The sequence below is a fragment of the Imhoffiella purpurea genome (genome assembly GCF_000585215.1).
Taxonomy (GTDB): Bacteria; Pseudomonadota; Gammaproteobacteria; order Chromatiales; family Chromatiaceae; genus Imhoffiella; species Imhoffiella purpurea.
In genome coordinates this window covers 19,554-42,183 of sequence record NZ_AONC01000031.1, presented here as the reverse complement: position 1 = coordinate 42,183, position 22,630 = coordinate 19,554, and the positions used below count along the sequence as shown (strand labels likewise).

The window sequence follows — 22,630 nt, the reverse complement described above, 5'->3', positions numbered from 1 at the left end:
CCGAGTGAGTTTGCGAGGAGGGTGTCCCTGTGTGTGGCATTTGCGGTGAATTGCGTCTCGACGGCGCACCGGCTGGTTTGGGTCGCGTCCAGTGCATGATGGAAGCGCTGGTGAGCCGCGGTCCGGATCATGGCGGAAGCTATAGCGACGGCGCGCTCGCTTTCGGCCATCGGCGGCTCTCGATCATCGATCTCTCGATCCGCTCCAATCAGCCGATGGTGGATGCCGAACTCGGACTCGCCCTGGTCTTCAACGGCACCATCTATAACTATCGGGATCTGCGTGCCGAGCTCCAGGGGCTCGGCTACCGCTTCTTCTCCGAGGGCGACAGCGAGGTCATCCTCAAGGCCTGGCACGCCTGGGGGGAGCGGGCGGTCGGGCGTCTGCACGGCATGTTCGCCTTCGCCATCTGGGATGCCGGACAGCGATCGCTCTTTCTGGCGCGCGACCGTTTCGGTATCAAGCCCCTCTATTGGAGCGATCGGGGCGGCGTCTTCAGCTTCGCCTCCAGTCCGCAGGCGCTGCTCGCGGCCGGCGGCGTCGATACCGACCTCGATCCGGTCGCGCTCCATCACCTGTTCACCCTGCATGCGGTGGTGCCGGCCCCGCGAACGGTCGTCAAGGGTATTCGCAAATTGGCCCCGGGCCATTGGATGCGTATCGACGACCTGGGCCGCCGTACCCAGGGGGTCTACTGGAGCCTGGAGGCGACCCGGCCCGAGTCGCCGCTGAGCGAGTCGGGCTGGCTGGATGCGATCCATACGGCGCTGCGTCATGCCGTCAAGATCCGCAGCGAGGTCGCCGACGTGCCGGTCGGGGTGCTGCTATCCGGGGGGCTGGACTCCAGCCTGCTGGTGGCCCTGCTGGCCGAGGCGGGCGTGTCGGATCTGCGCACCTTTTCGGTCGGGTTCGAGGACACGCCGGAGGAGGCCGGCAGCGAGTTCCAGTATTCCGATCTGGTGGTCGAGCGCTATGCGACCGCGCATCACAAATTCCTGGTTCCCAACGATCAGGTGCTGCAGCGTCTGCCGGAGGCGATCGGCGCCATGGCCGAGCCCATGTTCGGTCAGGACGCAGTGGCCTTCTATCTGCTCGCCGAGCAGGTGTCGCGTCAGATCAAGGTCGTTCAGTCCGGACAGGGCGCCGACGAGGTCTTCGGGGGCTATTTCTGGTATCCGCGGATGCAGGCCGAGCGCGGCGGTCCACCGGTGGAGCGGTTCGGCAAGCATTATTTCGACCGCGATCACGACGAGTATCTGCGGATGATGACGGATGCCTACGGCGGTGATGACTACACCTCGGATCTGGTCGCCCGGCGTCTCGAGGCGTCCGGGGCCGATACCTTCATGGATGCCGTGCTACGCCTCGACGTCACCACCCTGATCGTCGACGACCCGGTCAAGCGCGTCGACAACATGACCATGGCCTGGGGGCTGGAGGCCAGGGTTCCATTTTTGGACCATCAGCTGGTCGAGCTGGCCGCGCGCTGTCCGCCCGAGCTCAAGCTGCGCGAGGGCGGCAAATATCCGCTCAAGACGTTGGCCCGGGGCCTGCTGCCGGACGCCGTGATCGACCGTCCCAAGGGCTATTTCCCCATGCCGGCCCTCAAATACGTGCGCGGATCCTTTCTCGAGCTGATGCGCGACACGCTCGACTCGCGTGCCTGCCGCGAGCGCGGTCTCTATCGGCGCGACTATGTCGACCGCCTGCTCGCCGCGCCGGACATGCATCACACCCGTATCCAGGGCAGCAAGCTCTGGCATCTGGCCTTGCTGGAGCTGTGGTTGCAGCGTCATATCGACGCCTGAGCCAGGCCGTCGTCACCAGACCATCGGCTTGAAATGCTCCACCGCGTCCCGACTCTCTCGCCGAGGTCGATCAACCATATCAAGGTGAGGTGAGCGATGGACGTGTTGGAGAAAATCGGCGATCAGGTCAAGAGCAATCCAGTTGTGATCTACATGAAGGGCACTCCCCAATTTCCTCAGTGCGGTTTCTCGATGCGCGCCGCCGCCGCGCTTTCGGATTGCGGCGTTCCCTTCGCCTACGTCAACGTGCTGCAGGATCCGGAGATCTACGAAAATCTGCCGCGCTATGCGGACTGGCCGACCTTCCCGCAGATCTATATCGATGGCGAACTGGTCGGTGGGTGCGATATCACCCTGGAACTCCATGCCAGCGGTGAGCTCAAGGAGATGATGGAGCAGGCCGCCTCCAAGGCCGAGGCCGCCGGCGCCTGATTTCGGAAGGAAGGATCGGGCTGGCTGGGATTCCGAGGGGTTCGGCCGCCGTTCGTGCGCCTTGGGGGATACAGACTTTGGCGATGGGGTCGTTCAGTCGATGTCCAGCTGCATTCCACTCATCCCCTCGGGTCCCTGCTCCCAGAATCTCACCGGATCCAGTTCCCGCCAGCGGTTGACGATGGTGCAGAAGAGGCGTGCCGTCTGTTCCGCGTCGTAGATGGCCGAATGGGCCTCGCTGTTCTGCCAGTGGAGACCGGCCGCCCGGGACGCCTTCGCCAGCACCGTCTGGCCGAAGACCAGTCCACCGAGCGTCACCGTATCGAAGACGCTGAAGGCGTGGAAGGGATTGCGCTTGAACCCGGTTCGCTCGACGGCCGCCTTGAGGAATCCGAGGTCGAAATGGGCGTTGTGTCCGACCAGGATGGCCCGGTTGCAGCCGGTCGATTTCACCGCGCGGCGGATGGGCGTGAGAACGCGGTTCAGCGCGTCCTGTTCCGAAACGGCGTCGCGGAACGGGTGATCCGGATCGATCCTGTTGAATGCGAGTGCGCGGGGATCGATCTCCGAGCCCACGAACGGAAGAACATGGCAGGCCAGCGTTTGTGCCGGTTCGATCACTCCGTCGGGCCGCATGCGGATGATGACGGCGGCGATTTCGAGCAGCGCATGGCGTTGCGCGTCGAAGCCGGCGGTCTCCACGTCGACGACGACGGGCAGAAAGCCGCGAAAGCGCTGGGCGATGCCGTCTTGTATCAGATCTTCGTCTCTCATCGCGACAGCATAAGTGGGCGGGCGGCGAATGCCAAATGGATCCTGATCTCGGTCATCTCGTGACCCTCTCAGGATCTCTGTTGGGGGTCCTGCGGTGTGGTAGCATGCGGCCAATCCGTCGGGGAGGGATTCGAGCATGAAGGGTGTCGAAATGGTCGGCTGTCGGCTGGCGTGTTTGGGGGTCTTGACCGCGGCCCTTCTGGGTGGTTGCGCCTCGAATCCCGGGCGGGTAGCCGATCCGCGCGATCCCCTGGAGCCCTACAATCGGGCCGTCTATCGTTTCAACACCGATTTCGATCGCGCCTTCATGCAGCCCGTGGCCAAGGCCTATCAGGCGGTGACGCCTGAGCCCGTGGACCGGGGGATCACCAACTTCTTCAACAACATCGCCGATTTCACCTCGGCGGTGAACAACATCCTCCAGTTCAAGATGTCGCGCGCCGGCAGCGATGTCGGTCGTATCTTCATCAATTCGACCGTGGGGGTTCTCGGCTTCGTCGATGTCGCGACCAACGTCGGCCTGCCGAGCTACAAGGAGGATTTCGGTCAGACGCTCGGTTACTGGGGGGTGGAACCGGGGGCCTATTTCGTGCTGCCGCTGCTCGGGCCGAGTTCCATCCGCGACACCATCGGGCTCGCTGGCGACCTCTACACGGATCCTCTGATCAACATCCGCGAGGAGAAGGTCAGCTGGGGTTTGGTCGGTCTGCGGGCCGTCGACCGGCGTGCCGATCTGCTGACCGCCGGTCAGATCCTCGAGGATGCGGCCATCGATCCCTACAGCTTTTTGCGCGACGTCTATCTGCAGCGCCGCCAGAACCTCGTCTACGACGGCAATCCGCCGGTCGCCGAGGGTCAGGAGGACTTCTGGAACGACGTCGACTTCGGCAGCCCGGAGCCGCCATCGTCCCAGTGATGGGCCCCGGCCGTCAGTTGCCGAAGCGCCAGCCGATCGATTCTCCCGCCTTCAGCGGGACGACGCGGTCTTCGCCGAAGGGATATTCATCGGGTACCTGCCAGGATTCTCGACGCAGCAGGATCTTCTCCCTGTTGCGTGGCAGGCCGTAGAAGTCCGGGCCGTGATGGCTGGCGAACGCCTCCAGGCGGTCGAGTGCGCCCGCCTTTTCGAATACCTCCGCATAGAGTTCGATCGCGGCATGGGCGCTGAAGATGCCCGCGCATCCGCAACCGCACTCCTTGTCCCGGGCCGGATGTGGTGCGCTGTCGGTGCCGAGGAAGAACTTGGCATTTCCGCCAGTCGCCGCCTCGACCAGTGCCGTCCGGTGCGATTCGCGCTTGAGCACGGGTAGACAGTAGACGTGCGGACGGATGCCGCCAGCCAGGATGGCGTTGCGATTGTAGAGCAGATGGTGCGGGGTGATGGTGGCGCCGAGCGTGTCCGGACTCTCGCGCACGAAATCCGCCGCCTCGCGGGTCGTGATGTGCTCGAAGACCACCTTGAGTCCGGGGAAGTCGGCGACGATGCCCTCCAGGCGCTGGTCGATGAAGTACCGCTCGCGATCGAAGATGTCCACTTCCGCATCCGTGACCTCGCCGTGCACCAGCAAAGGCAGCCCCTCGCGCTGCATCGCCTCGAGCGCCGGATAGACATGCCGGAGATCGGTGACGCCGCTCTCCGAGTTGGTGGTGGCGCCGGCCGGATAGAGTTTGCAGGCGAACACCGCACCGCTGGCTCGGGCCGCGGCGATCTCGGCGGGTGAGGTCCGGTCGGTGAGATAGAGCGTCATCAGCGGCTGGAAACCGCTGTCCTCGGGCAGTGCCGAGCGGATGCGCGCGCGGTAGTCGAGCGCCTGCTCCGTGGTGACGACCGGAGGCCGCAAATTAGGCATGATGATGGCGCGGGCGAACTGGCGCGCCGTCAGGCGGACGACATGGGCCATCGAGGCCCCGTCGCGGATGTGCAGATGCCAGTCGTCCGGGCGGGTGATTTCGATCTCGTCGGGTGGATTCATCTTCGGCGTGCAGTCATGGAACTTGGATTGCCGGCTCGTAGAGCGCGGGTGTGGGAAAGAACCCTATTAGACTCCCCGCGGGCGGTCTGCAATATCACGATCGGGTCATTGGCTGCGTCGCATCAATAACGTTGGCGACGCTGACTGATGGTGCGATGGTCGACCCGCATGGGGGCCGACCATCGCCGCATGCTATTTGCGGGCGTCGGATGCCTATTGGCTGGATGAAGTCGATGTCGACGAACTCGCGGTGGGCTTCTTCTTCGGCGAGGATCGGCAGTGACCCGACACCTTGGTGCCGTTCTGTCGCGTATAGCCATTGACCCAATTGCAGCTGCTCTTGGTCTCGCAGGCGGCCTTTTCCAGCCCCTTGCAGGCCGATTCGGCCAATACTGGTGCCGGAGCCATCACGGCGGCGAGTAGGATCAGAACCGTGCGACTGGTCCTGGTTGAGGCGCGCTTCGTCATTGCTATCCCTCCTTACTATCTCGAAAAGACTGCTCTTGGTCGCAGCGACTCTCGATCGCGATGCTGCGCGGAGTCAGAAAATAACGGAGGGTGTAAGATATGGCAATGGATGAATGGGTGAATCTTTGTTTTTGCTGAATGGTTTTCGGTTTTGATCTATCGACTCGTGTTCGTTTCGTGAGGGCTGGCTTGACACAAATCCAGATAGCGGCGATGGATGCGCTGGATCTGGGATTCGAGGTTCTCCGGGGGGCCGCTGTTGTCGATGATGTCGTCGGCGCGCGCTAGACGTTCCTCGCGGGGGGTTTGGCTGGCGACGATTCGTTCGATCTCGGGAACCGTCAGGCCATTACGTTTCCGGACACGCTCGATCTGGACGGATTCGGGGACGTCCACCACGAGGACCCGATCCGCTAGGCTTTGCTGCCCCGTTTCGAACAGGAGCGGGACCACGATCACCGCGTAAGGGGTGTCGAGCCGGTCGATACGCTCCAGCATGCGCTGCCGAATCGGCGGATGAAGGATGGATTCCAGGCGTGCGCGCGATTGCGGGTCGTCGAACACCAGTCGGCGCAGTGCCGATCGGTCGAGCCGGCCGTCCGGCTGGAAAACGGTGCCGCCGAAGGCCTCGCGGATGGCCGGCAGCATGGGGCCGCCGTCCGCCGTGAGTTCCCGGGAGAGCTGGTCGGTGTCCACGACCCCCGCGCCGAGCTCGGCGAGCCGGTCGGCGATGGTGGTCTTGCCGCTGCCGATGCCGCCGGTGAGTGCGACGATGAACATGCGGATGCCTATCCCAATCCAGACACCCGGAGATAGGCGTCGTTGATCGCCTCGCCCCAGATCAGGCTGATCCAGCCGGCGCTCGCCAGAAAGGGGCCGAATGGCAGGGGCTTGCCGGACTGATGGCGTCCGCTCGCGATCAGGAGGCTGCCGAGGATGGCGCCTGTCAGTGCGGAGAGCAGAACGATCTGAGGCAGGTATTGCCAGCCGAGCCAGGCGCCGAAGAGTGCGAGCAGCTTGAAATCGCCGTAGCCCATGCCCTCCTTGCCCGTTGCCAGTCGAAACAGGTGGAAGACGGCCCATAGACTCAGATAGCCCGCGACGGCACCCAGGATCGACGAATGGCTGTCCGTGAAGAGATCGAAGAGGCTGAGGATGAGCCCCAGCCATATCATGGGCAGCGTCAGGCCATCGGGAAGGAGCTGCGTGTCGAGATCGATGAAGGCGAGTGCGATCAGGGTCCAGGTGAGCGCCAGGGCAGCCGGCGTTTGCCAGTCGAGACCGAAATGCATCACTACGATCAGGGTCAGGAGCGCCGTGAACACCTCGATCAGCGGATAGCGCACACTGATGCGGGTTTTGCAGGCCGAGCAGCGGCCTCGCAGCAGGATGTAGCTCAGGATTGGGATGTTTTCATAGAAACGGATGCGATGGCCGCAGGCGGGGCAGGTCGAGGGTGGGCTGGAGAGGGTCAGTGGCTCCGCTCGATCCTTCGTCCCCGGGTTCGGATCCGGGTCTGGGGCGGTCGAGGTTCCCATGAATTCGGCACAGTCGCGTCTCCAGCCTGCCTCGAGGATGTGCGGCAGACGTAGGATCACAACGTTCAGGAAGCTGCCGAGCACGGATCCAAATAGCACGGCAATCCCATAGAGGAGCCATGGCTGCTGTTGCAGAACCTCGAGCATGTCGGCGATCTGCATGGCTCAGACGACCGCCGCCAGTTTGAAGATCGGGAGGTACATGGCGACGACCAGGCTGCCGACCAGCCCGCCGATCACCACCATGATCATGGGCTCGAGCAGGCTGCTCAGGCTGTCGACCGCATTGTCCACCTGTTCCTCGTAGAAGTCGGCGACCTTGGCCAGCATGTTGTCGAGCGCGCCCGACTCCTCGCCGATTGCGGTCATCTGGATCACCATGTGCGGGAAGATCTCGCGTTGGCGCATCGCCAGCTGGAGCGACTGTCCGGTCGCGACCTCCTCGCGCATCTTCATGACGGCGTCCTGATAGACGATGTTGCCGGTCGCTCCAGACACCGATTGCAATGCCTCCACCAGGGGCACGCCGGCCGCGAACATGGTCGAGAGCGTCCGGGCGAAGCGGGCCAGCGCCGCCTTGTTGAGGATGCCGCCGATGACCGGGATCTTGAGCACGCCGCGGTCGACGATCTGGCGGAAGCCCCGCGATCGCTTGAAGGTATAGCCGATCGCATAGACGACGCCCCCACCCCCCAGGAGGATCACCCACCACCATTCCCGCACGATGTCCGAGAGCCCGATCACCATGAGGGTGAAGGCCGGCAGGTCGGCGCCGAAGCTGGTGAAGAGCTCCTTGAACTGAGGAATCACGAACAGGAGGATGACCACGGTTACGACGATGGCGACCGCGATGACCGCCGCCGGATAGAAGAGCGCCTTTTTGACCTTGCCCTTGATGGATTCGGTCTTTTCCTTGTAGGTCGCGATCTTGTCGAGCAGCACGTCCAGCACGCCCGCCTGCTCGCCCGCCGCGACCAGGTTGCAGACCAGATCGTCGAAATAGATCGGGTACTTGGCCATGGCGGGGGCCATTCCGGTACCGCTTTCGATGTCGAGTTTGATCGACAGCAGCAGATCCTGCATCGAGGGGTTTTCGTGTCCGCGCGCCACGATGTCGAAGGCCTGAACCAGTGGCACGCCGGCCGTCATCATGGTGGCGAGCTGGCGGGTGAAGACCGCGAGATCCGCGCTGGTGATCTTCTTCTTGCCGCCGCCGAAGAGCGGCTTGGGCTTGAGCTTGACCTTGGTCGGATTCACGCCCTGACGGCGCAGATCGGCCCGCACGGCATTGATGCTGGGCGCTCGCGATTCCCCTTTCACGCGGGTACCGCGCCGATCCATGCCCTCCCAGGCGAACACCTGAGCCTTTTCGGCCTGGGCCTTGGCCTTCGGTTTGACCTTGCCTGTCGTTGCCAGCGCCATCGCGATTTCTCCGAGCTAGATTATTCCTTGGTGACCCGATTGATCTCTTCGAGGCTGGTGACGCCTGCCTTCACCTTGCGCAAGCCGGACTGGCGCAGGTCCGAGATGCCCTCTCTCTGCGCCTGATCCGCCAGCTGCATGGCGTTGCCGCCTTCCAAAATCAGGCGCGAGACCTCTTCCGAGATCTTCATCACCTGGAAGATGCCCACCCGACCGCGGTAACCCTTGGTGCAATGCTCGCAGCCGACGGGTCCATAGACCGTCAGTCCTTCGTCGATCTCCTGGTCCGTGAAGCCTTCCTCGATCAGCACCTCTCGGGGAAGATCGAGCGGTGTCCGGCAATGGGTGCACAGCCTGCGCGCCAGGCGCTGCGCCATGATGAGCAGCACCGAGGAGGCGATATTGAAGGGTGCGACTCCCATGTTCGCAAGACGGGTCAGTGATTGCGGTGCGTCGTTCGTGTGCAGGGTTGACAGGACCAGATGCCCAGTCTGCGCCGCCTTGACCGCGATCTCGGCCGTTTCCAGGTCGCGGATCTCGCCGACCATGATGATGTCCGGATCCTGGCGCAGGAAGGCGCGCAGGGCGGCGGCAAAGGTCAGCCCGGTCTTGGGATTCATGCTGACCTGGTTGATCCCCGGAACCTGGATCTCGACCGGATCCTCGACCGTGGAGATGTTGATCTCCGGGGCGTTGAGGATGTTCAGGGCGCTGTAGAGCGAAACCGTCTTGCCCGAGCCGGTCGGCCCAGTGACCAGGATCATGCCATAGGGCTTGCGGATGGCACTGAGAAACGCTTCACGTTGCTCGGCCTCGAAGCCGAGCGCCTCGATCCCGACCTGGGCCGAGCTCGAGTCCAGGATACGCAGGACGACCTTCTCGCCGTAGAGGGTCGGGAGCGTATTGACGCGGAAATCGATCTCGCGCGTCTTGCTGAGCTTGAGCTTGATGCGTCCGTCCTGCGGGACGCGCCGCTCGGCGATGTTCATGCGCGACATGACCTTGAGCCGCGCGGTGAGCCGGCTGGCGATGTTCAGCGGAGGGTTGGCCACCTCGCGCAGCAGACCGTCCTGGCGGAAGCGGACGCGGAAGAACTTGTCGAACGGCTCGAAGTGGATGTCCGATGCACCTGCGGTGATGGCGTCGACCAGGATTTTGTTGACATAGCGGACGATCGGGGCCTCGTCGATATTGGCATCCAGGTCGTCCGGGGCTTCGCCGTCGTTCGAATCGACCTCGAGCTTGTCGAGCTCGGCGTCCATGAAGTCGCCGATCGTGGTGGTGTCCTGGGCCTCGATCGCGGTTTCGATGGCCGCGTGGAGCTTGTCGTCCTCGACCAGGATGGTGTCGGTGGCCAGCCCGGTGTTGAAGCGGATCTCTTCCTGCGCCTTGTCGTTGGTGGGATCCGAGAGTGCCAGGAAGAGCCGGTTGCCGCGACGCATCAGGGGCAATGCCCGGTGCTTGCGGATCAGACGCTCGTCGACGACATTCGTGGGCAGATTGCTCAGGTCCAGGGCCGTCAGATCGAGCAGGGGGACGCCGAATTCGTGCGAGGCCGTGATCGCGATGCGTCGGCTGTCGAGGATGCGCTGCTCGACCAGATAGCGGACGAAGCCCTTGTCCTGCTTGGTCGACTCTTCGTAGGCCGAGATCATCTGCTGCTCCGAGATGAGCTGATCCCTGACCAGTCGCCAGGCGAGTCCGGAAGGTTTGATGTTGCTGGCTTGCTCCGTCGGCATCGGCAGTGTTTCCCGTCGTTCCGTCTCAGAGGATTCCCGTCATCGGACGCGAGTCGATTCGCTCCGTCAGCTCATGGGGCCAATGTACCGCATCGCGAATAGGCCGCGCCAACCCTGGAGTTCGTCCGGCGCGACGCGCGGTGCAAGGGCCGGAAAGGCCGGAGAGCCGTGTCTGATCTCACCGATTCACCGAAAAGGCCAGTCTGACATTGTTGGCGACCAGGCCATTGTCTTTCTGCTCGCTCTCGTTCACGTAGAATTCCAGCACGGTTTCTCGGCTCATCAGCAAATCCTCCGTGACCTCGTCGGCGAGTTCGTTCGCATGACAGAAGACGCTCGTATAGGGTGAAAGCGGTTCTCGGGGATCGGTGATCCAGAGGTTCGGCGAGATCTGGTTCATGATGCGCAGGAAGCCGTAGCCCTTGTCGGCGAACCACTTGGTGCAGACGCCCCGCACGCAGGAACCTGGTTGACCCCACTCGTTACGGGCCTCGTAGGAGATGGGCAGCAGATCCGGGATGAGAAAGCCCGAGTAGAAGGCATCCACCTCCTGCTGGAGTTGGCGCGAGACGTTCTTGAATCCGATCAGTTCGACGCGGCAGCCCTTGTTCTGCAGCGCCTCGACCACCTGCAGGAAGTCGCCGTCTCCCGTTACCAGCAGCACCTGGTCGAGACGGTTGGCCTGCAGCATGGCGTCGACGGCCATGTCGAGATCGGCATTCGCCTTGGTCGTGACATTGCCGTTCTCGTCCGTGTAGCGGCGGACCGTCTTGACCGTGATCTTCCAGCCGAAGTCGCGGACCATCTGCTGATAGGTCTTGGACTTCTTCTTGTATTCGAGGTCTTCGCGCGCTCGCTCGGCGTCGAAGGCCATGTAGGTGTTGAGTCGCTGCAGAATGCCGCCCTCGCGTGCCGCGAAGCGTCGCAGCATATCGTAGCGCATCTGATAACCACCGTTGTAGCGGATGTTTTCGGCGTCGACGAAGACTCCTACTCGGAAATTGGCAGTCAAACTATAACCTCTTGGCGTGCGGAATAAACGATCGAGAGATCGCGGGCTTCAGGGGCCTGCGATCGGACCGCGGGAAATGGAGCATCCATTGGGGGAACCGATCCTTGAGTGTTTTTCGGTCGAAGCCGTCGCATGGTGAAGATACTGGCCTCGATGGGACGTAAGCAGTGGCGATTCTGCGTGGATCCATTGAGTGGGCGGATCTAGGCCGGAAAGATTTGGTGTGCTTAGTGGGATACCCGGCCGCTATTTGGGGCGCGGCCGGGTATCCTCACAGGGCGGCTTAGCGGTTGGCGCGATTGTCGATCAGGTCATTCACCACGGTCGGATCGGCCAGGGTCGAGGTATCGCCCAGCGAGTCGATCTCGTTCGCGGCGATCTTACGCAGGATACGGCGCATGATCTTACCCGAACGGGTCTTGGGCAGACCGGGCGACCACTGGATGATGTCGACGGTCGCGATGGGACCGATCTCTCCACGGACCAGGGCGACCAGCTCCTTCTTGAGTGCGTCGTTCGCCTCGACGCCGGCCATGGGCGTCACATAGGCATAGATGCCCTGACCCTTGAGGTCGTGCGGATAGCCGACCACGGCGGCCTCGGCGACGTGCGGATGCAGCACCAGGGCGGACTCGATCTCGGCGGTGCCGAGACGGTGGCCCGAGACGTTCAGCACGTCGTCGATACGGCCGGTGATCCAGTAGTAGCCGTCGGCGTCGCGGCGTGCGCCGTCACCGGTGAAGTAATTGCCCGGATACTGTTTGAAGTAGGTGTCGATGAAGCGCTGATGATCGCCGTAGACGGTCCGCATCATCGCCGGCCAGGGACGGGTCAGGACCAGCGCTCCCTCGCCCTGTCCCTCGATCGGGGTGCCTTCGGCCGGATCGACCAGCGCCGGCAGGACGCCGAAGAAGGGACGCGAGGCCGAGCCGGGCTTGAGCGGGGTCGCGCCCGGCAGCGGGGTGATGAGATGGCCGCCGGTCTCGGTCTGCCACCAGGTGTCGACGATGGGGCAGCGGCCGTCGCCGACGACGTTGTGGTACCACTCCCAGGCCTCGGGGTTGATCGGCTCGCCCACGGAGCCGAGGACGCGCAGCGACTTGCGCGAGGTCTTCTTGACCGGCTCCTCGCCGGCGCGCATCAGGGAGCGGATGGCGGTCGGGGCGGTGTAGAAGATGGAGACGTTGTGCTTGTCGACCACCTCCCAGAAACGCGACATGTCCGGATAGTTCGGGATGCCCTCGAACATGACCGAGGTGGCGCCGTTGGCTAGCGGGCCGTAGACGATATAGGTATGACCCGTGACCCAGCCGACGTCGGCGGTGCACCAGTAGACCTCGCCGTCCTGATAGTCGAAGGTGTACTTGTGGGTCATGGCGGCATAGACCAGATAGCCGCCGGTGGTGTGGAGCACGCCCTTGGGCTTGCCGGTCGAACCGGAGGTGTAGAGGATGAACAGCGGATCCTCCGCGTCCATCGGCTCGGCCGGGCAGTCGGCCGAGGCGGCGGCCATGGCCTCGTCGTACCAGAGGTCGCGGCCCTCGGTCCATTCGACGTTGCCGCCGGTGCGGCGCACCACCACCAGGGTGTCGACGTTGGGGCACTCGGTCAGCGCGGTGTCGGCATTTTTCTTGAGCGGGATGTGGCGTCCGCCGCGCACGCTCTCGTCGGAGGTGATGACCAGCTTGCACTCGGAGTCGAGCACGCGGTCGCGCAGCGAATCGGGCGAGAAGCCGCCGAAGACGATGGAGTGGACGGCGCCGATGCGAGTGCATGCCAGCATGGCGACGGCCGCCTCGGGGATCATCGGCAGATAGATGCAGACGCGGTCGCCCTTCTTGACGCCGCGCGACTTGAAGACGTTCGCCAGCTTGCTGACTTCTTCATGCAGCTCGCGGTAGGTGATCTTGCGATCCTCTTCCGGATTGTCGCCTTCCCAGATGATGGCGACCTGGTCGCCGCGGGTCTCGAGATGCCGATCGAGGCAGTTCTCGGCGACGTTGAGCTTACCGCCGTCGAACCACTTGATGTAGAGGTTGTCGGCATCGAAGCTGTAGTCCATGACCTTGTCCCAGGGCTTGGACCAGGTGACGAAATTCTCGGCCTGTTCCGCCCAGAAGCCTTCCGGGTCGTCGATCGAGCGCTGGTACATGGCCGCATACTGCTCGGCGTTGACGTGGGTCTTGGCGGCGATGTCCGCCGGAACTGCATAGACCTTCTCTTCGGACATGGATGTCGTCTCCTCAGCTCTAGTGTGTCATCTGTTCGGCGCCAGCTGGCCCTGTAGTAATGGTGGGGTATTCGGCGCTGGCTGTGGGGAATGGCGAATAGTAAACCGGCGAACGCACAAGTATCTAGCCGTGACCCTCTTGCTCAGACAATTCTAAGCATGAATTCGTGCCGGAATCGATCTCGATCCTCGCTGGCGGACCGCAGGGCCCGATCGTGAAATGACGCATCGCCGGCGAGCCGCCCGAGACGTTCTCAACAGAGAAAGTCGGCCAGTCGCATACCCCTTCCGTCATCTCGGTAGGCCGCCTGGGCGAGAAAGAGTTCGGCGGCGGCGATGGAGTCGCTCAGGGCGTTGTGGGCACCGTAGCGCGGCAGGTTGTAGCGGTGCCCGAGCGCATGGAGCCGCAGATCGGACGGCTTGAACGGGATCTGGCGGCGCTCGAAGGTTCGGAATGCCAGTTCCTGGGTGTCGATCACCGGCATCAGCAGCCCCTTTCCCCAGCACTGTTTGCAGGCATTCGAGAGGAAGGTCTGCTCGATATGGGCGTGGTGCGCAATCATGACCTTGCCCGCCAGGTGTTCGAGCAGTTCCTCCACGACCTCCGCGAGATCCTGGCCGCGCGCCGACTGGTCGTCCGTGATCTGGTGGATGACGGCGCTCGCCTCCGGAATGGCGCGGTCGATCCGCACTAGACGGTGCCGCGCAGTCGAGAGATCGACCGAGATGCCTCGGACGGTCACGTAGCCGACGCTGAGAATGAGGTCTCGGCGGCAGTCGAGTCCGGTCGTCTCCAGATCGATCGCCAGATACTCGACCTCGCGGTAATCGGTTCCGGCGGGCGGAAAGGGGTGCTGTAGATAGCTCCGTAGCGGCCCCTGAGGGGCGCGCCGCAGACGCCAGCGTCTCCGCCAGTCGAGGAATGATGGCATCGGTTGCTCTTGAAGGGGCGGTTCGGGATCGGGCTAGGCGAAACGCCCCGTCTGATGACGCTGGCCGAGAGACTCCTGCATGGTGTTGATGAGGAGAAATGCCTCCTTCAGGTGTCCGCGCTCCAGCGGCGACAGTTCGTCCGGGGACAGGAAGTTGTCCGCCTTCTGCTGCTGGCGCAGCTGACGCGCCTGATGACGCATGCGCAGGGTGCCGATGAACTCGAAGGCGTCGATCAGGTTCGCCGCGCCGTCCTTGCTGAGCGCCCCGCACTCGGCGGCCGCGTGCAGACGGTCGATGGTATTGGTCTCGCTCAGCCCGGCCGAGAGCGAATAGACCCGTGCCAGATCGATGATGGGGACGGTGCCTCGGTGCTTGATGTCGAAGGTATGGTCGTGGTCGCCGCCGTGGATCAGCACGATGTTGCGGAAGAACCCCAAGGGCGGCCGGTTCTTGAGCGCGTTGGCCGCCATGTAGGCGATGAAGATGCGGTTGGTCCGCGAGCGCTCGAGGACCCGCTCCTGCAGCTCGCCGAAGAGGTTCACCGGGTCGACGACCGGGCGCAGGTCGAAGAAGACGCTCGACAGCATGAGCGCCATGGGCTCCGGCTTGAGGATCCAGTTGACGAAGTATTTGTGCCAGATCCGCAGCGGCTGGCGCCACTTGGGGTTGGAGGCCATGACGTCGCCCGGGCAGTAGATGAAGCCGCAGGCGTTCAGGCCGTCGTTGACGAATTTGGCGAGCGCGGCGAAGTAGGGGTCGTGCTCGGGCTTGGCCAGATCCGAGATGAGCAGCGCGTTGTCCTGGTCGGAATGCGACGACTGCTCGCGCCGGGCCTGGGATCCGCCGACCAGCCAGGCGTAGGGGACGGGCGGCGCGCCAAGGTCGGCCTCGGCCAGCTCGATCAGACGCAGCGTGATGGCGTCGGTGATGGCGCTGACGGCCTGTCCCACATGTTTCGAGGTGGCGCCGGCCGTGACCAGATGCACCTGCAGCTCGGCCACCTTGGCGCTGATCTGGGCCAGGGTCTCGACCGAATCGGCGCGATGTATGTCGCCCACCAGATAGACCGAATTGGCGCTCTGGAAACGGGTCAGATCGGTCGAGGACAGGAGTCCGGCGACCCGTCCGTCGTCGTCCAGGACCGGGAGATGGTGGACGTTGAGCCGGGTCATGGTGATGAGCGCCTGGAAGCCCAGGGTCTCCATGTCCACCGCGGTCAGCTCGGAGGTCATGATCTCGCGCACCGGACGGTCCGTCGGCAGTCCGGCGGCGACGCAGCGGTTGCGCAGATCCCGGTCGGTGATCATGCCGTCGAGCCGTTCTCCCTCCATGATCAGGAGCGAGGAGACATGGTGCTCGGACATGATCTTGGCCGCCTCGCGGATGCTGGTGTCCGGCGTCGTGACGATGGGCGCGCGGTTGATCATGTCGCGCACCTTGACGGTCATGAGTCCCACGCCGGAGGAGGGCGTCTCGATCACCACGTCCAGCGCCTTGCGCAGACGGTTCGAGATGGACTGCTCGAAATGCTCGGCGAAGGCCGCATGCTCCTGTCTGAGCTGCGTCAGCTCCGGGCAGGGCAGGGCGTAGACGAGCGTGTCCTCGGCGGTATTGCCGCGATATCCGATCTCCTCCTGGGTGTCCCGGCAATGGATGTCGCAGAGATCGCCCTCAGCCAATTTGCCGACCAGCTCGCCTTCCAGATCGCGCAGCTCGACCGCCCCTTTGCGCAGGATATAGAGGTATGGCTCTCCATCCTCGGGCGGGAAATCGGTTCCGCGTCTGAAATAGCGCACCGAGAGTCGTTTGGGCAGGCGCTCGAGCGTCTCTTCCGGCAGTTGATCGAAGGGCGGGTGGCTGGCCAGGAATTCTTGGATCTCGATCAGTTCGATGTCCATCGCGATATACCCTGTCGTTGCAATCGGGAAACCGGTCGACTGGAACGCATCGTAGGAATTTCGGCTGCGTCGGCAGCGGCCGTGATTCGGATCTTTGCGCGCACGCCGGTTCCGGCGTCGCCTCGTCGGGCCATGTCTGCGAAAAAGCCCCGCCGAAGCGGGGCTTGTCTAGGTGGAGGTCAGGCGTGACGGATCAATGATCCACCGCCGCGCCGGCTCCACGCGGAACGCGAACGTCCTCGACCAGATGCTGGATATGCTCCGGCGGGGGAGCGGTCACGGCCGAGACCAGGATGGCGACGGCGAAGTTGACCACCGCGCCCACGGCACCGAAGGCGTTCGGCGAGATGCCCAGGAACCAGTCCGGCCCCATCCCCAGCTCGGGCATCAGGAACTCGGTGCCCGGGACGAAGAAGATGCCCTTGTGCTGGAACACGTAGAGCAGGGTCACGGTGATGCCGGCCACCATGCCCGCGATCGCCCCGGCACGGTTCATCCGCTTGGCGAAGATGCCGAGCATGAGTGCCGGGAAGATCGAGGAGGCCGCCAAGCCGAAGGCGATGGCCACGGTTCCCGCCGCGAACCCGGGCGGATTGAGACCCAAATAGCCGGCGACCAGGATGGCCACGATCATGGACAGGCGTCCCGCCGTCAGCTCCGCCTTCTCCGAGATGCCCTTGGCGATGACGCCCTTGAGCAGGTCGTGCGAGATGGCCGATGAGATGGCGAGCAGCAGACCGGCCGCCGTGGAGAGTGCCGCGGCCAGACCGCCGGCGACCACCAGTGCGATGACCCAGGCGGGCAGTCCCGCGATCTCCGGATTGGCGAGCACCATGATGTCGCGGTCGACCTTCACCATCTCGTTGCCCTTCCAGCCATAGGACTCGGCCTTGGCGGCGAACTCCGGATCGGCGTCGTTGTAGTACTGGATGCGGCCGTCGCCGTTCTTGTCCTCGTACTGCAGCAGGCCGGTCTCCTCCCACTTCTTGAACCAGTCCGGGCGCTCGTCGTAGGCCAGGTTGCCGGTCTCGGAGCCGATCGGTCCGGTCTGGATGGTGTCCATCAGGTTGAGACGGGCCATGGCGCCGACGGCGGGTGCCGTGGTGTAGAGGATGGCGATGAAGACCAGTGCCCAGCCGGCCGAATAGCGGGCATCGCGTACCTTGGGCACGGTGAAGAAGCGGATGATGACGTGCGGAAGGCCGGCGGTGCCGATCATCAGCGACAGGGTGTAGGCGAACATGTTCAGCGTGCTGCCCATCACCTGGGTGGTATATTCCTTGAAGCCCAGATCGGTGACGACCTGATCCAGCTTGCCGAGCAGGCTCAGTCCGCTGGCGCCGCCGTCGGCCATGTAGTCGCTGCCGAGACCGAGCTGCGGAAGCGGGTTGCCGGTCAGGTTCAGCGAGATGAAGATCGCCGGGATGGTGTAGGCGAAGATGAGCACCACGTACTGGGCGATCTGGGTGTAGGTGATGCCCTTCATGCCGCCGGCGACCGCGTAGACGGCGACGATGCCCATGCCGATATAGAGGCCTGTGTCGTAAGGCACCTCGAGGAAGCGCGAGAAGGCGACGCCGATACCCTTCATCTGGCCGATGACGTAGGTGATGGAGGCCAGGATCAGACAGATGACCGCGACGATACGGGCCGACTGCGAGTAGTAGCGGTCGCCGATGAACTCGGGCACCGTGAATTTGCCGAACTTGCGCAGATAGGGCGCCAGCAGCAGGGCCAGCAGCACGTAGCCGCCGGTCCAGCCCATCAGGAACACGGACGCGCCGTAGCCGTTGAAGGCGATGAGGCCGGCCATCGAGATGAAGGAGGCTGCGGACATCCAGTCCGCCGCGGTCGCCATGCCGTTGGCGACGGGGTGAACGCCGCCGCCGGCGACGTAGAATTCGCCGGTGGTTCCGGCGCGCGCCCAGATGGCGATGCCGATGTAGAGCGCGAAGGTCGCGCCCACGATGCTATAGGTCCAGAGATCGAGATCACTCATGTCGGTATGGCTCCCTCAGTCTTCGCTGACGTGGTATTTCTTGTCGAGCCGGTTCATCAGGCCGGCATAGACGAAGATGAGCACCACGAAGACGTAGATGGATCCCTGTTGCGCAAACCAGAATCCGAGCGGGTAGCCGCCGAGCATGATGGCGTTCAAGGGCTCGACCAGGAGTATGCCGAAGCCGTATGAGACGCTGAACCAGATCATGAGCAGGATGATCAGAAGGCGCAGATTCGCCCTCCAATAACCCGCCCTATTGTCTTGTGTCATGATGGTGTCGCTCCGTAATGTTTTCGTTGCGGGAAAGGGCGGGGTGACGAGGCAGGACCTGGCCTACCGGCGCGGCTGGTCGGCTTGGTCGAGAAGACTTGGCAGATATGCCCCCCCGTTTCGTTGTTATATCGAGCCGCTCATCTCTGCCGAATGACCGGATCTCACCGCATTGTCTGGTCGCGTTCTCCGTTCTGTCAACGCGAAAGGACCAATGCTCAATGTTTGATCTGTCTCCAGGATTCCTGGCGCCGGAATGCGGTCGGCGGTTGTGTATCTGCTTCGGGGTCGGTGGATCGGTTGTCATTGCGGCGCTGGTTTCTTAATCTGCAAGGTTTGAATCGCTTTCGAGCCGCGCTCGCCGACATTGTCGGCTCGAATCATTAAATTCTAGAGAGAACAATGCACTATCTGAGCACCCGCGGTGGGATCGCCCCCATCGGTTTCGCCGACGCCGTCATGATGGGGCTGGCGACCGACGGCGGTCTGCTGATCCCCGCCGAGATTCCCGAGGTCACCCCCGACCAGTTGCGTGCCTGGGCCGGCCTGAGTTTCCAGGAGCTGGCGCTGGAGGTCATGACGCCTTTCATCGGCGAGGAGATTCCGCGCGAGGATCTGCGTGCGCTCATCGATCGTTCCTACGCCACCTTCGCGCATCCGCAGGTGACGCCTCTGGTCGAGGTGGGGGGCAACCGCATCCTCGAGCTCTTCCATGGTCCGACCGCGGCCTTCAAGGACGTGGCCCTGCAGTTCCTCGGCAATCTCTTCGAATACCTGCTGGCGCGCAGCGGCGGCCGGCTCAACATTCTCGGCGCCACCTCGGGCGACACCGGATCCGCGGCCATCTACGGCGTGCGGGGCAAGGAACGCATCCAGATCTTCATCCTGCATCCCAAGGGCCGGATCTCGCCGATCCAGGAACGCCAGATGACCAGCGTCCTGGACGAAAACGTGCACAACATCGCCGTGCGCGGGACCTTCGACGATGCCCAGGGGATCGTCAAATCCCTGTTCGGCGATCTGCCCTTCAAGTCGGCCTACAGCCTGGGGGCGGTCAATTCGATCAACTGGGCGCGCATCCTGGCCCAGAGCGTCTACTACTTCCATGCCTGGGCTCGGGTCAGCGGCGGCGATCCCGAGCGCCGGGTGAGTTTCTCCGTGCCCACGGGCAACTTCGGCGACGTCTTCGCCGGCTATCTGGCCAAGCGCATGGGGCTGCCGGTCGAGCGTCTTGTGATCGCGACCAACCGCAACGATATCCTCACCCGGTTCGTGCGCACCGGCGACTATGCCGTCGGCGACCGGGTCTACCAGACCCTGAGTCCGGCCATGGACATCCAGATCGCCTCGAACTTCGAGCGCTATCTCTACTATCTGCTGGATGGCGACAGCGACCGGGTGCGTGCGCTCTTCGAGGACATGCGCTCCAGCGGCCGTCTCGAGGTCGATGCCTCGCACCACCGCCGGGTCGAGGCCGATTTCGCTGCCGCCGCCGTCACCGACGAGGAGACGCTGGAACAGATCCGCTCCACCTACTCCAGCAGCGGCTACATCCTCTGTCCCCATACCGCGGTCGGTGTGCACGCGGCGCGGGGGATGCGCGATGTCGTCTGTCTCGCCACCGCGCATCCGGCCAAGTTCGCCGAGGCGGTCGGCGAGGCCATCGGTCTGGAGGCGGCTCAGCCGCCGTCGCTGCAGGGACTCATGGGCAAGGAGTGCCGCTGCATCGAGCTGGACGCCACTGCCGAGGCCGTCAAGGGCCATCTGCAGGGCGCGCTGGAGGCGGCCGTCTGACATGACTCCAGATCAATTCCGTGTCCAATCAGGTTCGGGACGCTCGGCCGATTCCGCGGGGCGCCCGAATTCTTTGAATCGGGCCCCTCGTTTTCGTTCCATGTCCGTGAGACCGACCCCATGACCGAATCCAGCCGTTACGTCCGCATCCTGGATACGACCCTGCGCGACGGCGAGCAGACCCAGGGCGTCTCCTTCTCGCCCGATGAAAAGGTCAATCTCGCCAAGGCGCTGCTCGAGCAGGTACGGGTCGACCGCATCGAGGTGGCCTCGGCCCGCGTCTCGACCGGAGAGGCCGATGCCGTGTCCCAGATCGTCGCCTGGGCCGAGGACAAGGGCCTGGCCGACCGGGTCGAGGTGCTGGGGTTCGTCGACGGCGGACAGAGCGTCGACTGGATCCGGGGTACCGGCGGGCGGGTCCTCAACCTGCTCGCCAAGGGCAGCGAGAAGCACTGTCACGGTCAGCTCGGCAAGACGCTCGATCAGCACGTGGCCGACGTTCGGGCCACGCTCGATCTGGCCTTCGAGCGCGGCCTGGCGGTGAATCTCTATCTCGAGGACTGGTCCAACGGCTATCGCGACTGTCCCGGGTACGTCTTCGGTCTGGTCGAGCGCCTGGCCGACCTCGGGATCGGACATTTCATGCTGCCCGATACGCTCGGGGTCATGACGCCCGAGCGGGTCTTCGCCGCCGTGTCGGACATGGTGCAGCGCTTCCCGGGACTCCAGTTCGACTTCCATCCCCACAACGACTACGGGCTCGCCACGGCCAACGTGATCGCCGCGGCCCAGGCCGGCGCCGCCGCCGTGCACTGCACGGTCAACTGTCTCGGCGAGCGCGCGGGCAACGCCTCGCTGGCGGAGGTTGCGGTCAATCTGCGCGACCAGCTCGGATTCGAGATCGGCATCGACGAGACCCACCTGGCGCGGGCCAGCGAGCTGGTCGAATATTTTTCGGGCAAGCGCATCGCCGATAACGCGCCCATCGTCGGCGCCGACGTCTTCACCCAGACCGCTGGCATCCATGCCGACGGCGACAAGAAGGGCAGCCTCTATCACAGCCGGCTGTCGCCCGAGCGCTTCGCCCGCCGGCGCAAGTACGCGCTCGGCAAGCTCGCCGGCAAGGCATCTCTGGCCAAGAACCTGGAGCGCCTGGACATCCATCTCTCGGAGGAGAACCAGCGCAAGGTCCTCAAGCGGATCGTCGAGCTCGGCGATTCCAAGAAGACCATCACCACCGAGGATCTGCCCTTCATCATCGCCGAGGTGCTGGAGAGCAAGGACTACGATCACGCCGAGCTGCTGGCGTGCAACATCGCGTCCAGTCTGGACCTGGACTCCATGGCGAACATCAAGATCCGGCTCGGCGATCAGACCTATACGGCGGCCGGTACCGGCAACGGCGGCTACGACGCCTTCACCAGCGCCTTGTCGCGAATCCTCAAGAGGCAGGGGCTGACGCTGCCGCCCCTATCCGACTTCGAGGTGCGTATCCCCAAGGGCGGACGTACGGACGCGCTGACCGAGTGCAGCATCACCTGGCAGACCGATCGGGGCGAGCTGCGCACCCGCGGTGTCCATGCCAATCAGGTTTTCGCCGCCATCGGCGCGACGGTTCGGATGCTCAACATCCTGATGCATCGGGCCCTGGTCGAGCCCAAGGAGGAAACGGCGGCCGCGAATCCCGAGTCCGAGCCGGCCTGAGACGGATAGAGCCGGACCACTGCGGCCGGATCTTCCGATCGCCCGCCGTTCCGGTCCGGCGATCGGATCTCTCGGTCATGGCCGGCTCCTGGTCGTGTCGACGGCTTGATCCGGAAGCTGTGTACGCCAATGATGCTCCATCCGGCGCAAGGGCGGACATCGAGCATTGCCTTTTGTCCCCGAGCCGGGACAATAGCCCCGCGTTGCCGTCGTCAATCAGGAAATCCAGTCCATGAACCCAGAGAAGGTCGTCTTCGGCTTCTTCATCGTTCTCGCCCTGACCCTCAATTTCGGCTTCTTCGTCGGCGAACTCGACAACCCCAACCATCATCATGCCTGGGAGCTGTTCGCCGTGGTGGTGGTCAACATGATCGCCACGGTGCTCAAGTTCGGCGACCGCAGCCAGATCGGTGCCGTTCTGCTGTCGACCAGCCTGGTCGCCATGCTGCAGCTGATCGCGGCCACGTTGGTCTGGACCTTCGCCGTCTACGCCACGGATGCCGGAATGACCGAGTCGATCATGGCCAGCGTGGTCTCGCTCTCCGGCGGGGCCATGATCGCCAATGTGGTGTCGGTCGTGCTCCTGGTGGTCGAGACCGTGATGCTGCGCCGCTGAGCGTCCCTTTCGGTCGC

19 protein-coding genes are annotated in these 22,630 nt (G+C 63.8%); 6 read left to right on the top strand and 13 right to left on the bottom strand.

All coding sequences use genetic code 11. The features are described from left to right. Nucleotides 1-29 precede the first annotated feature (29 nt). Both D779_RS11100 and grxD read left to right on the top strand, forming a co-directional pair. Nucleotides 30-1,808 (top strand): N-acetylglutaminylglutamine amidotransferase, encoded by a 1,779-nt coding sequence (locus tag D779_RS11100; protein WP_043753802.1) that lies wholly within the window; start codon nucleotides 30-32, stop codon nucleotides 1,806-1,808. Nucleotides 1,809-1,904: 96 nt separating this feature from the next. Further along, a complete protein-coding gene (gene grxD, locus D779_RS11095; RefSeq protein WP_043753799.1) occupies nucleotides 1,905-2,240 on the top strand; it encodes a Grx4 family monothiol glutaredoxin in 336 nt (111 codons plus the stop codon). Nucleotides 2,241-2,333: 93 nt separating this feature from the next. Here grxD and rnt read toward each other — a convergent pair whose 3' ends face one another. After that, the gene (gene rnt, locus D779_RS11090; protein ID WP_043753795.1) at nucleotides 2,334-3,014 is read right to left on the bottom strand and encodes a ribonuclease T; all 681 of its coding nucleotides are present in this window, start codon (nucleotides 3,012-3,014) and stop codon (nucleotides 2,334-2,336) included. Nucleotides 3,015-3,150: 136 nt separating this feature from the next. Between rnt and D779_RS11085 the strand changes: the two genes are divergently transcribed. Then, nucleotides 3,151-3,930, top strand: coding sequence for an MlaA family lipoprotein (locus D779_RS11085; RefSeq protein ID WP_043753790.1), 780 nt, complete (start codon nucleotides 3,151-3,153; stop codon nucleotides 3,928-3,930). A 13-nt stretch (nucleotides 3,931-3,943) separates the two neighbouring features. On the opposite strand, the gene pyrC is transcribed toward D779_RS11085, so the two are convergent. From pyrC to D779_RS11030, 12 genes are all read right to left on the bottom strand, one after another. Beyond that, a complete protein-coding gene (gene pyrC / locus D779_RS11080; protein ID WP_043753787.1) occupies nucleotides 3,944-4,987 on the bottom strand; it encodes a dihydroorotase in 1,044 nt (347 codons plus the stop codon). Between the two features lie 213 nt (nucleotides 4,988-5,200). After that, the gene (locus D779_RS22845) at nucleotides 5,201-5,455 is read right to left on the bottom strand and encodes a hypothetical protein (RefSeq protein ID WP_157726375.1); all 255 of its coding nucleotides are present in this window, start codon (nucleotides 5,453-5,455) and stop codon (nucleotides 5,201-5,203) included. A gap of 156 nt (nucleotides 5,456-5,611) precedes the next feature. Next, nucleotides 5,612-6,235 carry a dephospho-CoA kinase gene (coaE, locus tag D779_RS11075; RefSeq protein WP_043753784.1) on the bottom strand — a complete coding sequence of 208 codons (624 nt, stop codon included), beginning with the start codon at nucleotides 6,233-6,235 and terminating at the stop codon, nucleotides 5,612-5,614. 8 nt (nucleotides 6,236-6,243) lie between these two features. After that, the gene (locus D779_RS11070; protein WP_043753780.1) at nucleotides 6,244-7,155 is read right to left on the bottom strand and encodes a prepilin peptidase; all 912 of its coding nucleotides are present in this window, start codon (nucleotides 7,153-7,155) and stop codon (nucleotides 6,244-6,246) included. 3 nt (nucleotides 7,156-7,158) lie between these two features. Then, nucleotides 7,159-8,415 (bottom strand): type II secretion system F family protein, encoded by a 1,257-nt coding sequence (locus D779_RS11065; protein ID WP_043753777.1) that lies wholly within the window; start codon nucleotides 8,413-8,415, stop codon nucleotides 7,159-7,161. 20 nt (nucleotides 8,416-8,435) lie between these two features. After that, nucleotides 8,436-10,154 (bottom strand): type IV-A pilus assembly ATPase PilB, encoded by a 1,719-nt coding sequence (gene pilB, locus D779_RS11060; protein ID WP_043753775.1) that lies wholly within the window; start codon nucleotides 10,152-10,154, stop codon nucleotides 8,436-8,438. 178 nt (nucleotides 10,155-10,332) lie between these two features. After that, nucleotides 10,333-11,166 (bottom strand): LabA-like NYN domain-containing protein, encoded by an 834-nt coding sequence (locus D779_RS11055; RefSeq protein WP_043753772.1) that lies wholly within the window; start codon nucleotides 11,164-11,166, stop codon nucleotides 10,333-10,335. A gap of 283 nt (nucleotides 11,167-11,449) precedes the next feature. Next, nucleotides 11,450-13,396, bottom strand: coding sequence for an acetate--CoA ligase (gene acs, locus D779_RS11050; protein ID WP_043753768.1), 1,947 nt, complete (start codon nucleotides 13,394-13,396; stop codon nucleotides 11,450-11,452). A 254-nt stretch (nucleotides 13,397-13,650) separates the two neighbouring features. Further along, on the bottom strand, nucleotides 13,651-14,328 hold the full coding sequence (locus D779_RS11045) for an exonuclease domain-containing protein (RefSeq protein ID WP_043753765.1): 678 nt from the start codon (nucleotides 14,326-14,328) through the stop codon (nucleotides 13,651-13,653). 33 nt (nucleotides 14,329-14,361) lie between these two features. Next, entirely contained in the window at nucleotides 14,362-16,227 is a 1,866-nt protein-coding gene (locus tag D779_RS11040) for a putative nucleotidyltransferase substrate binding domain-containing protein (protein WP_043753762.1), read from the bottom strand. Nucleotides 16,228-16,420: 193 nt separating this feature from the next. After that, a complete protein-coding gene (locus D779_RS11035) occupies nucleotides 16,421-18,226 on the bottom strand; it encodes a sodium:solute symporter family protein (protein ID WP_043753760.1) in 1,806 nt (601 codons plus the stop codon). Between the two features lie 15 nt (nucleotides 18,227-18,241). Further along, a complete protein-coding gene (locus D779_RS11030; protein ID WP_043753757.1) occupies nucleotides 18,242-18,499 on the bottom strand; it encodes a DUF4212 domain-containing protein in 258 nt (85 codons plus the stop codon). Nucleotides 18,500-18,901: 402 nt separating this feature from the next. Between D779_RS11030 and thrC the strand changes: the two genes are divergently transcribed. The 3 genes from thrC to D779_RS11015 all read left to right on the top strand — a co-directional run bounded on the left by thrC (nucleotide 18,902) and on the right by D779_RS11015 (nucleotide 22,613). Continuing rightward, on the top strand, nucleotides 18,902-20,293 hold the full coding sequence (gene thrC / locus D779_RS11025; protein WP_043753755.1) for a threonine synthase: 1,392 nt from the start codon (nucleotides 18,902-18,904) through the stop codon (nucleotides 20,291-20,293). 120 nt (nucleotides 20,294-20,413) lie between these two features. Next, nucleotides 20,414-21,997 (top strand): alpha-isopropylmalate synthase regulatory domain-containing protein, encoded by a 1,584-nt coding sequence (locus D779_RS11020; RefSeq protein ID WP_043753753.1) that lies wholly within the window; start codon nucleotides 20,414-20,416, stop codon nucleotides 21,995-21,997. Nucleotides 21,998-22,229: 232 nt separating this feature from the next. After that, a complete protein-coding gene (locus tag D779_RS11015; RefSeq protein WP_043753751.1) occupies nucleotides 22,230-22,613 on the top strand; it encodes a DUF6394 family protein in 384 nt (127 codons plus the stop codon). The last annotated feature ends 17 nt before the right edge of the window (nucleotides 22,614-22,630 follow it).

Bases quoted from the DNA above. Each gene is read 5' to 3' on its own strand.
- grxD (WP_043753799.1), top strand. From the start codon at position 1,905: ATGGACGTGTTGGAGAAAATCGGCGATCAGGTCAAGAGCAATCCAGTT.
- rnt (WP_043753795.1), bottom strand. From the start codon at position 3,014: ATGAGAGACGAAGATCTGATACAAGACGGCATCGCCCAGCGCTTTCGC.
- D779_RS11085 (WP_043753790.1), top strand. From the start codon at position 3,151: ATGAAGGGTGTCGAAATGGTCGGCTGTCGGCTGGCGTGTTTGGGGGTC.
- pyrC (WP_043753787.1), bottom strand. From the start codon at position 4,987: ATGAATCCACCCGACGAGATCGAAATCACCCGCCCGGACGACTGGCAT.
- D779_RS22845 (WP_157726375.1), bottom strand. From the start codon at position 5,455: ATGACGAAGCGCGCCTCAACCAGGACCAGTCGCACGGTTCTGATCCTA.
- coaE (WP_043753784.1), bottom strand. From the start codon at position 6,235: ATGTTCATCGTCGCACTCACCGGCGGCATCGGCAGCGGCAAGACCACC.
- D779_RS11070 (WP_043753780.1), bottom strand. From the start codon at position 7,155: ATGCAGATCGCCGACATGCTCGAGGTTCTGCAACAGCAGCCATGGCTC.
- D779_RS11065 (WP_043753777.1), bottom strand. From the start codon at position 8,415: ATGGCGCTGGCAACGACAGGCAAGGTCAAACCGAAGGCCAAGGCCCAG.
- pilB (WP_043753775.1), bottom strand. From the start codon at position 10,154: ATGCCGACGGAGCAAGCCAGCAACATCAAACCTTCCGGACTCGCCTGG.
- acs (WP_043753768.1), bottom strand. From the start codon at position 13,396: ATGTCCGAAGAGAAGGTCTATGCAGTTCCGGCGGACATCGCCGCCAAG.
- D779_RS11045 (WP_043753765.1), bottom strand. From the start codon at position 14,328: ATGCCATCATTCCTCGACTGGCGGAGACGCTGGCGTCTGCGGCGCGCC.
- D779_RS11040 (WP_043753762.1), bottom strand. From the start codon at position 16,227: ATGGACATCGAACTGATCGAGATCCAAGAATTCCTGGCCAGCCACCCG.
- D779_RS11035 (WP_043753760.1), bottom strand. From the start codon at position 18,226: ATGAGTGATCTCGATCTCTGGACCTATAGCATCGTGGGCGCGACCTTC.
- D779_RS11030 (WP_043753757.1), bottom strand. From the start codon at position 18,499: ATGACACAAGACAATAGGGCGGGTTATTGGAGGGCGAATCTGCGCCTT.
- thrC (WP_043753755.1), top strand. From the start codon at position 18,902: ATGCACTATCTGAGCACCCGCGGTGGGATCGCCCCCATCGGTTTCGCC.
- D779_RS11020 (WP_043753753.1), top strand. From the start codon at position 20,414: ATGACCGAATCCAGCCGTTACGTCCGCATCCTGGATACGACCCTGCGC.
- D779_RS11015 (WP_043753751.1), top strand. From the start codon at position 22,230: ATGAACCCAGAGAAGGTCGTCTTCGGCTTCTTCATCGTTCTCGCCCTG.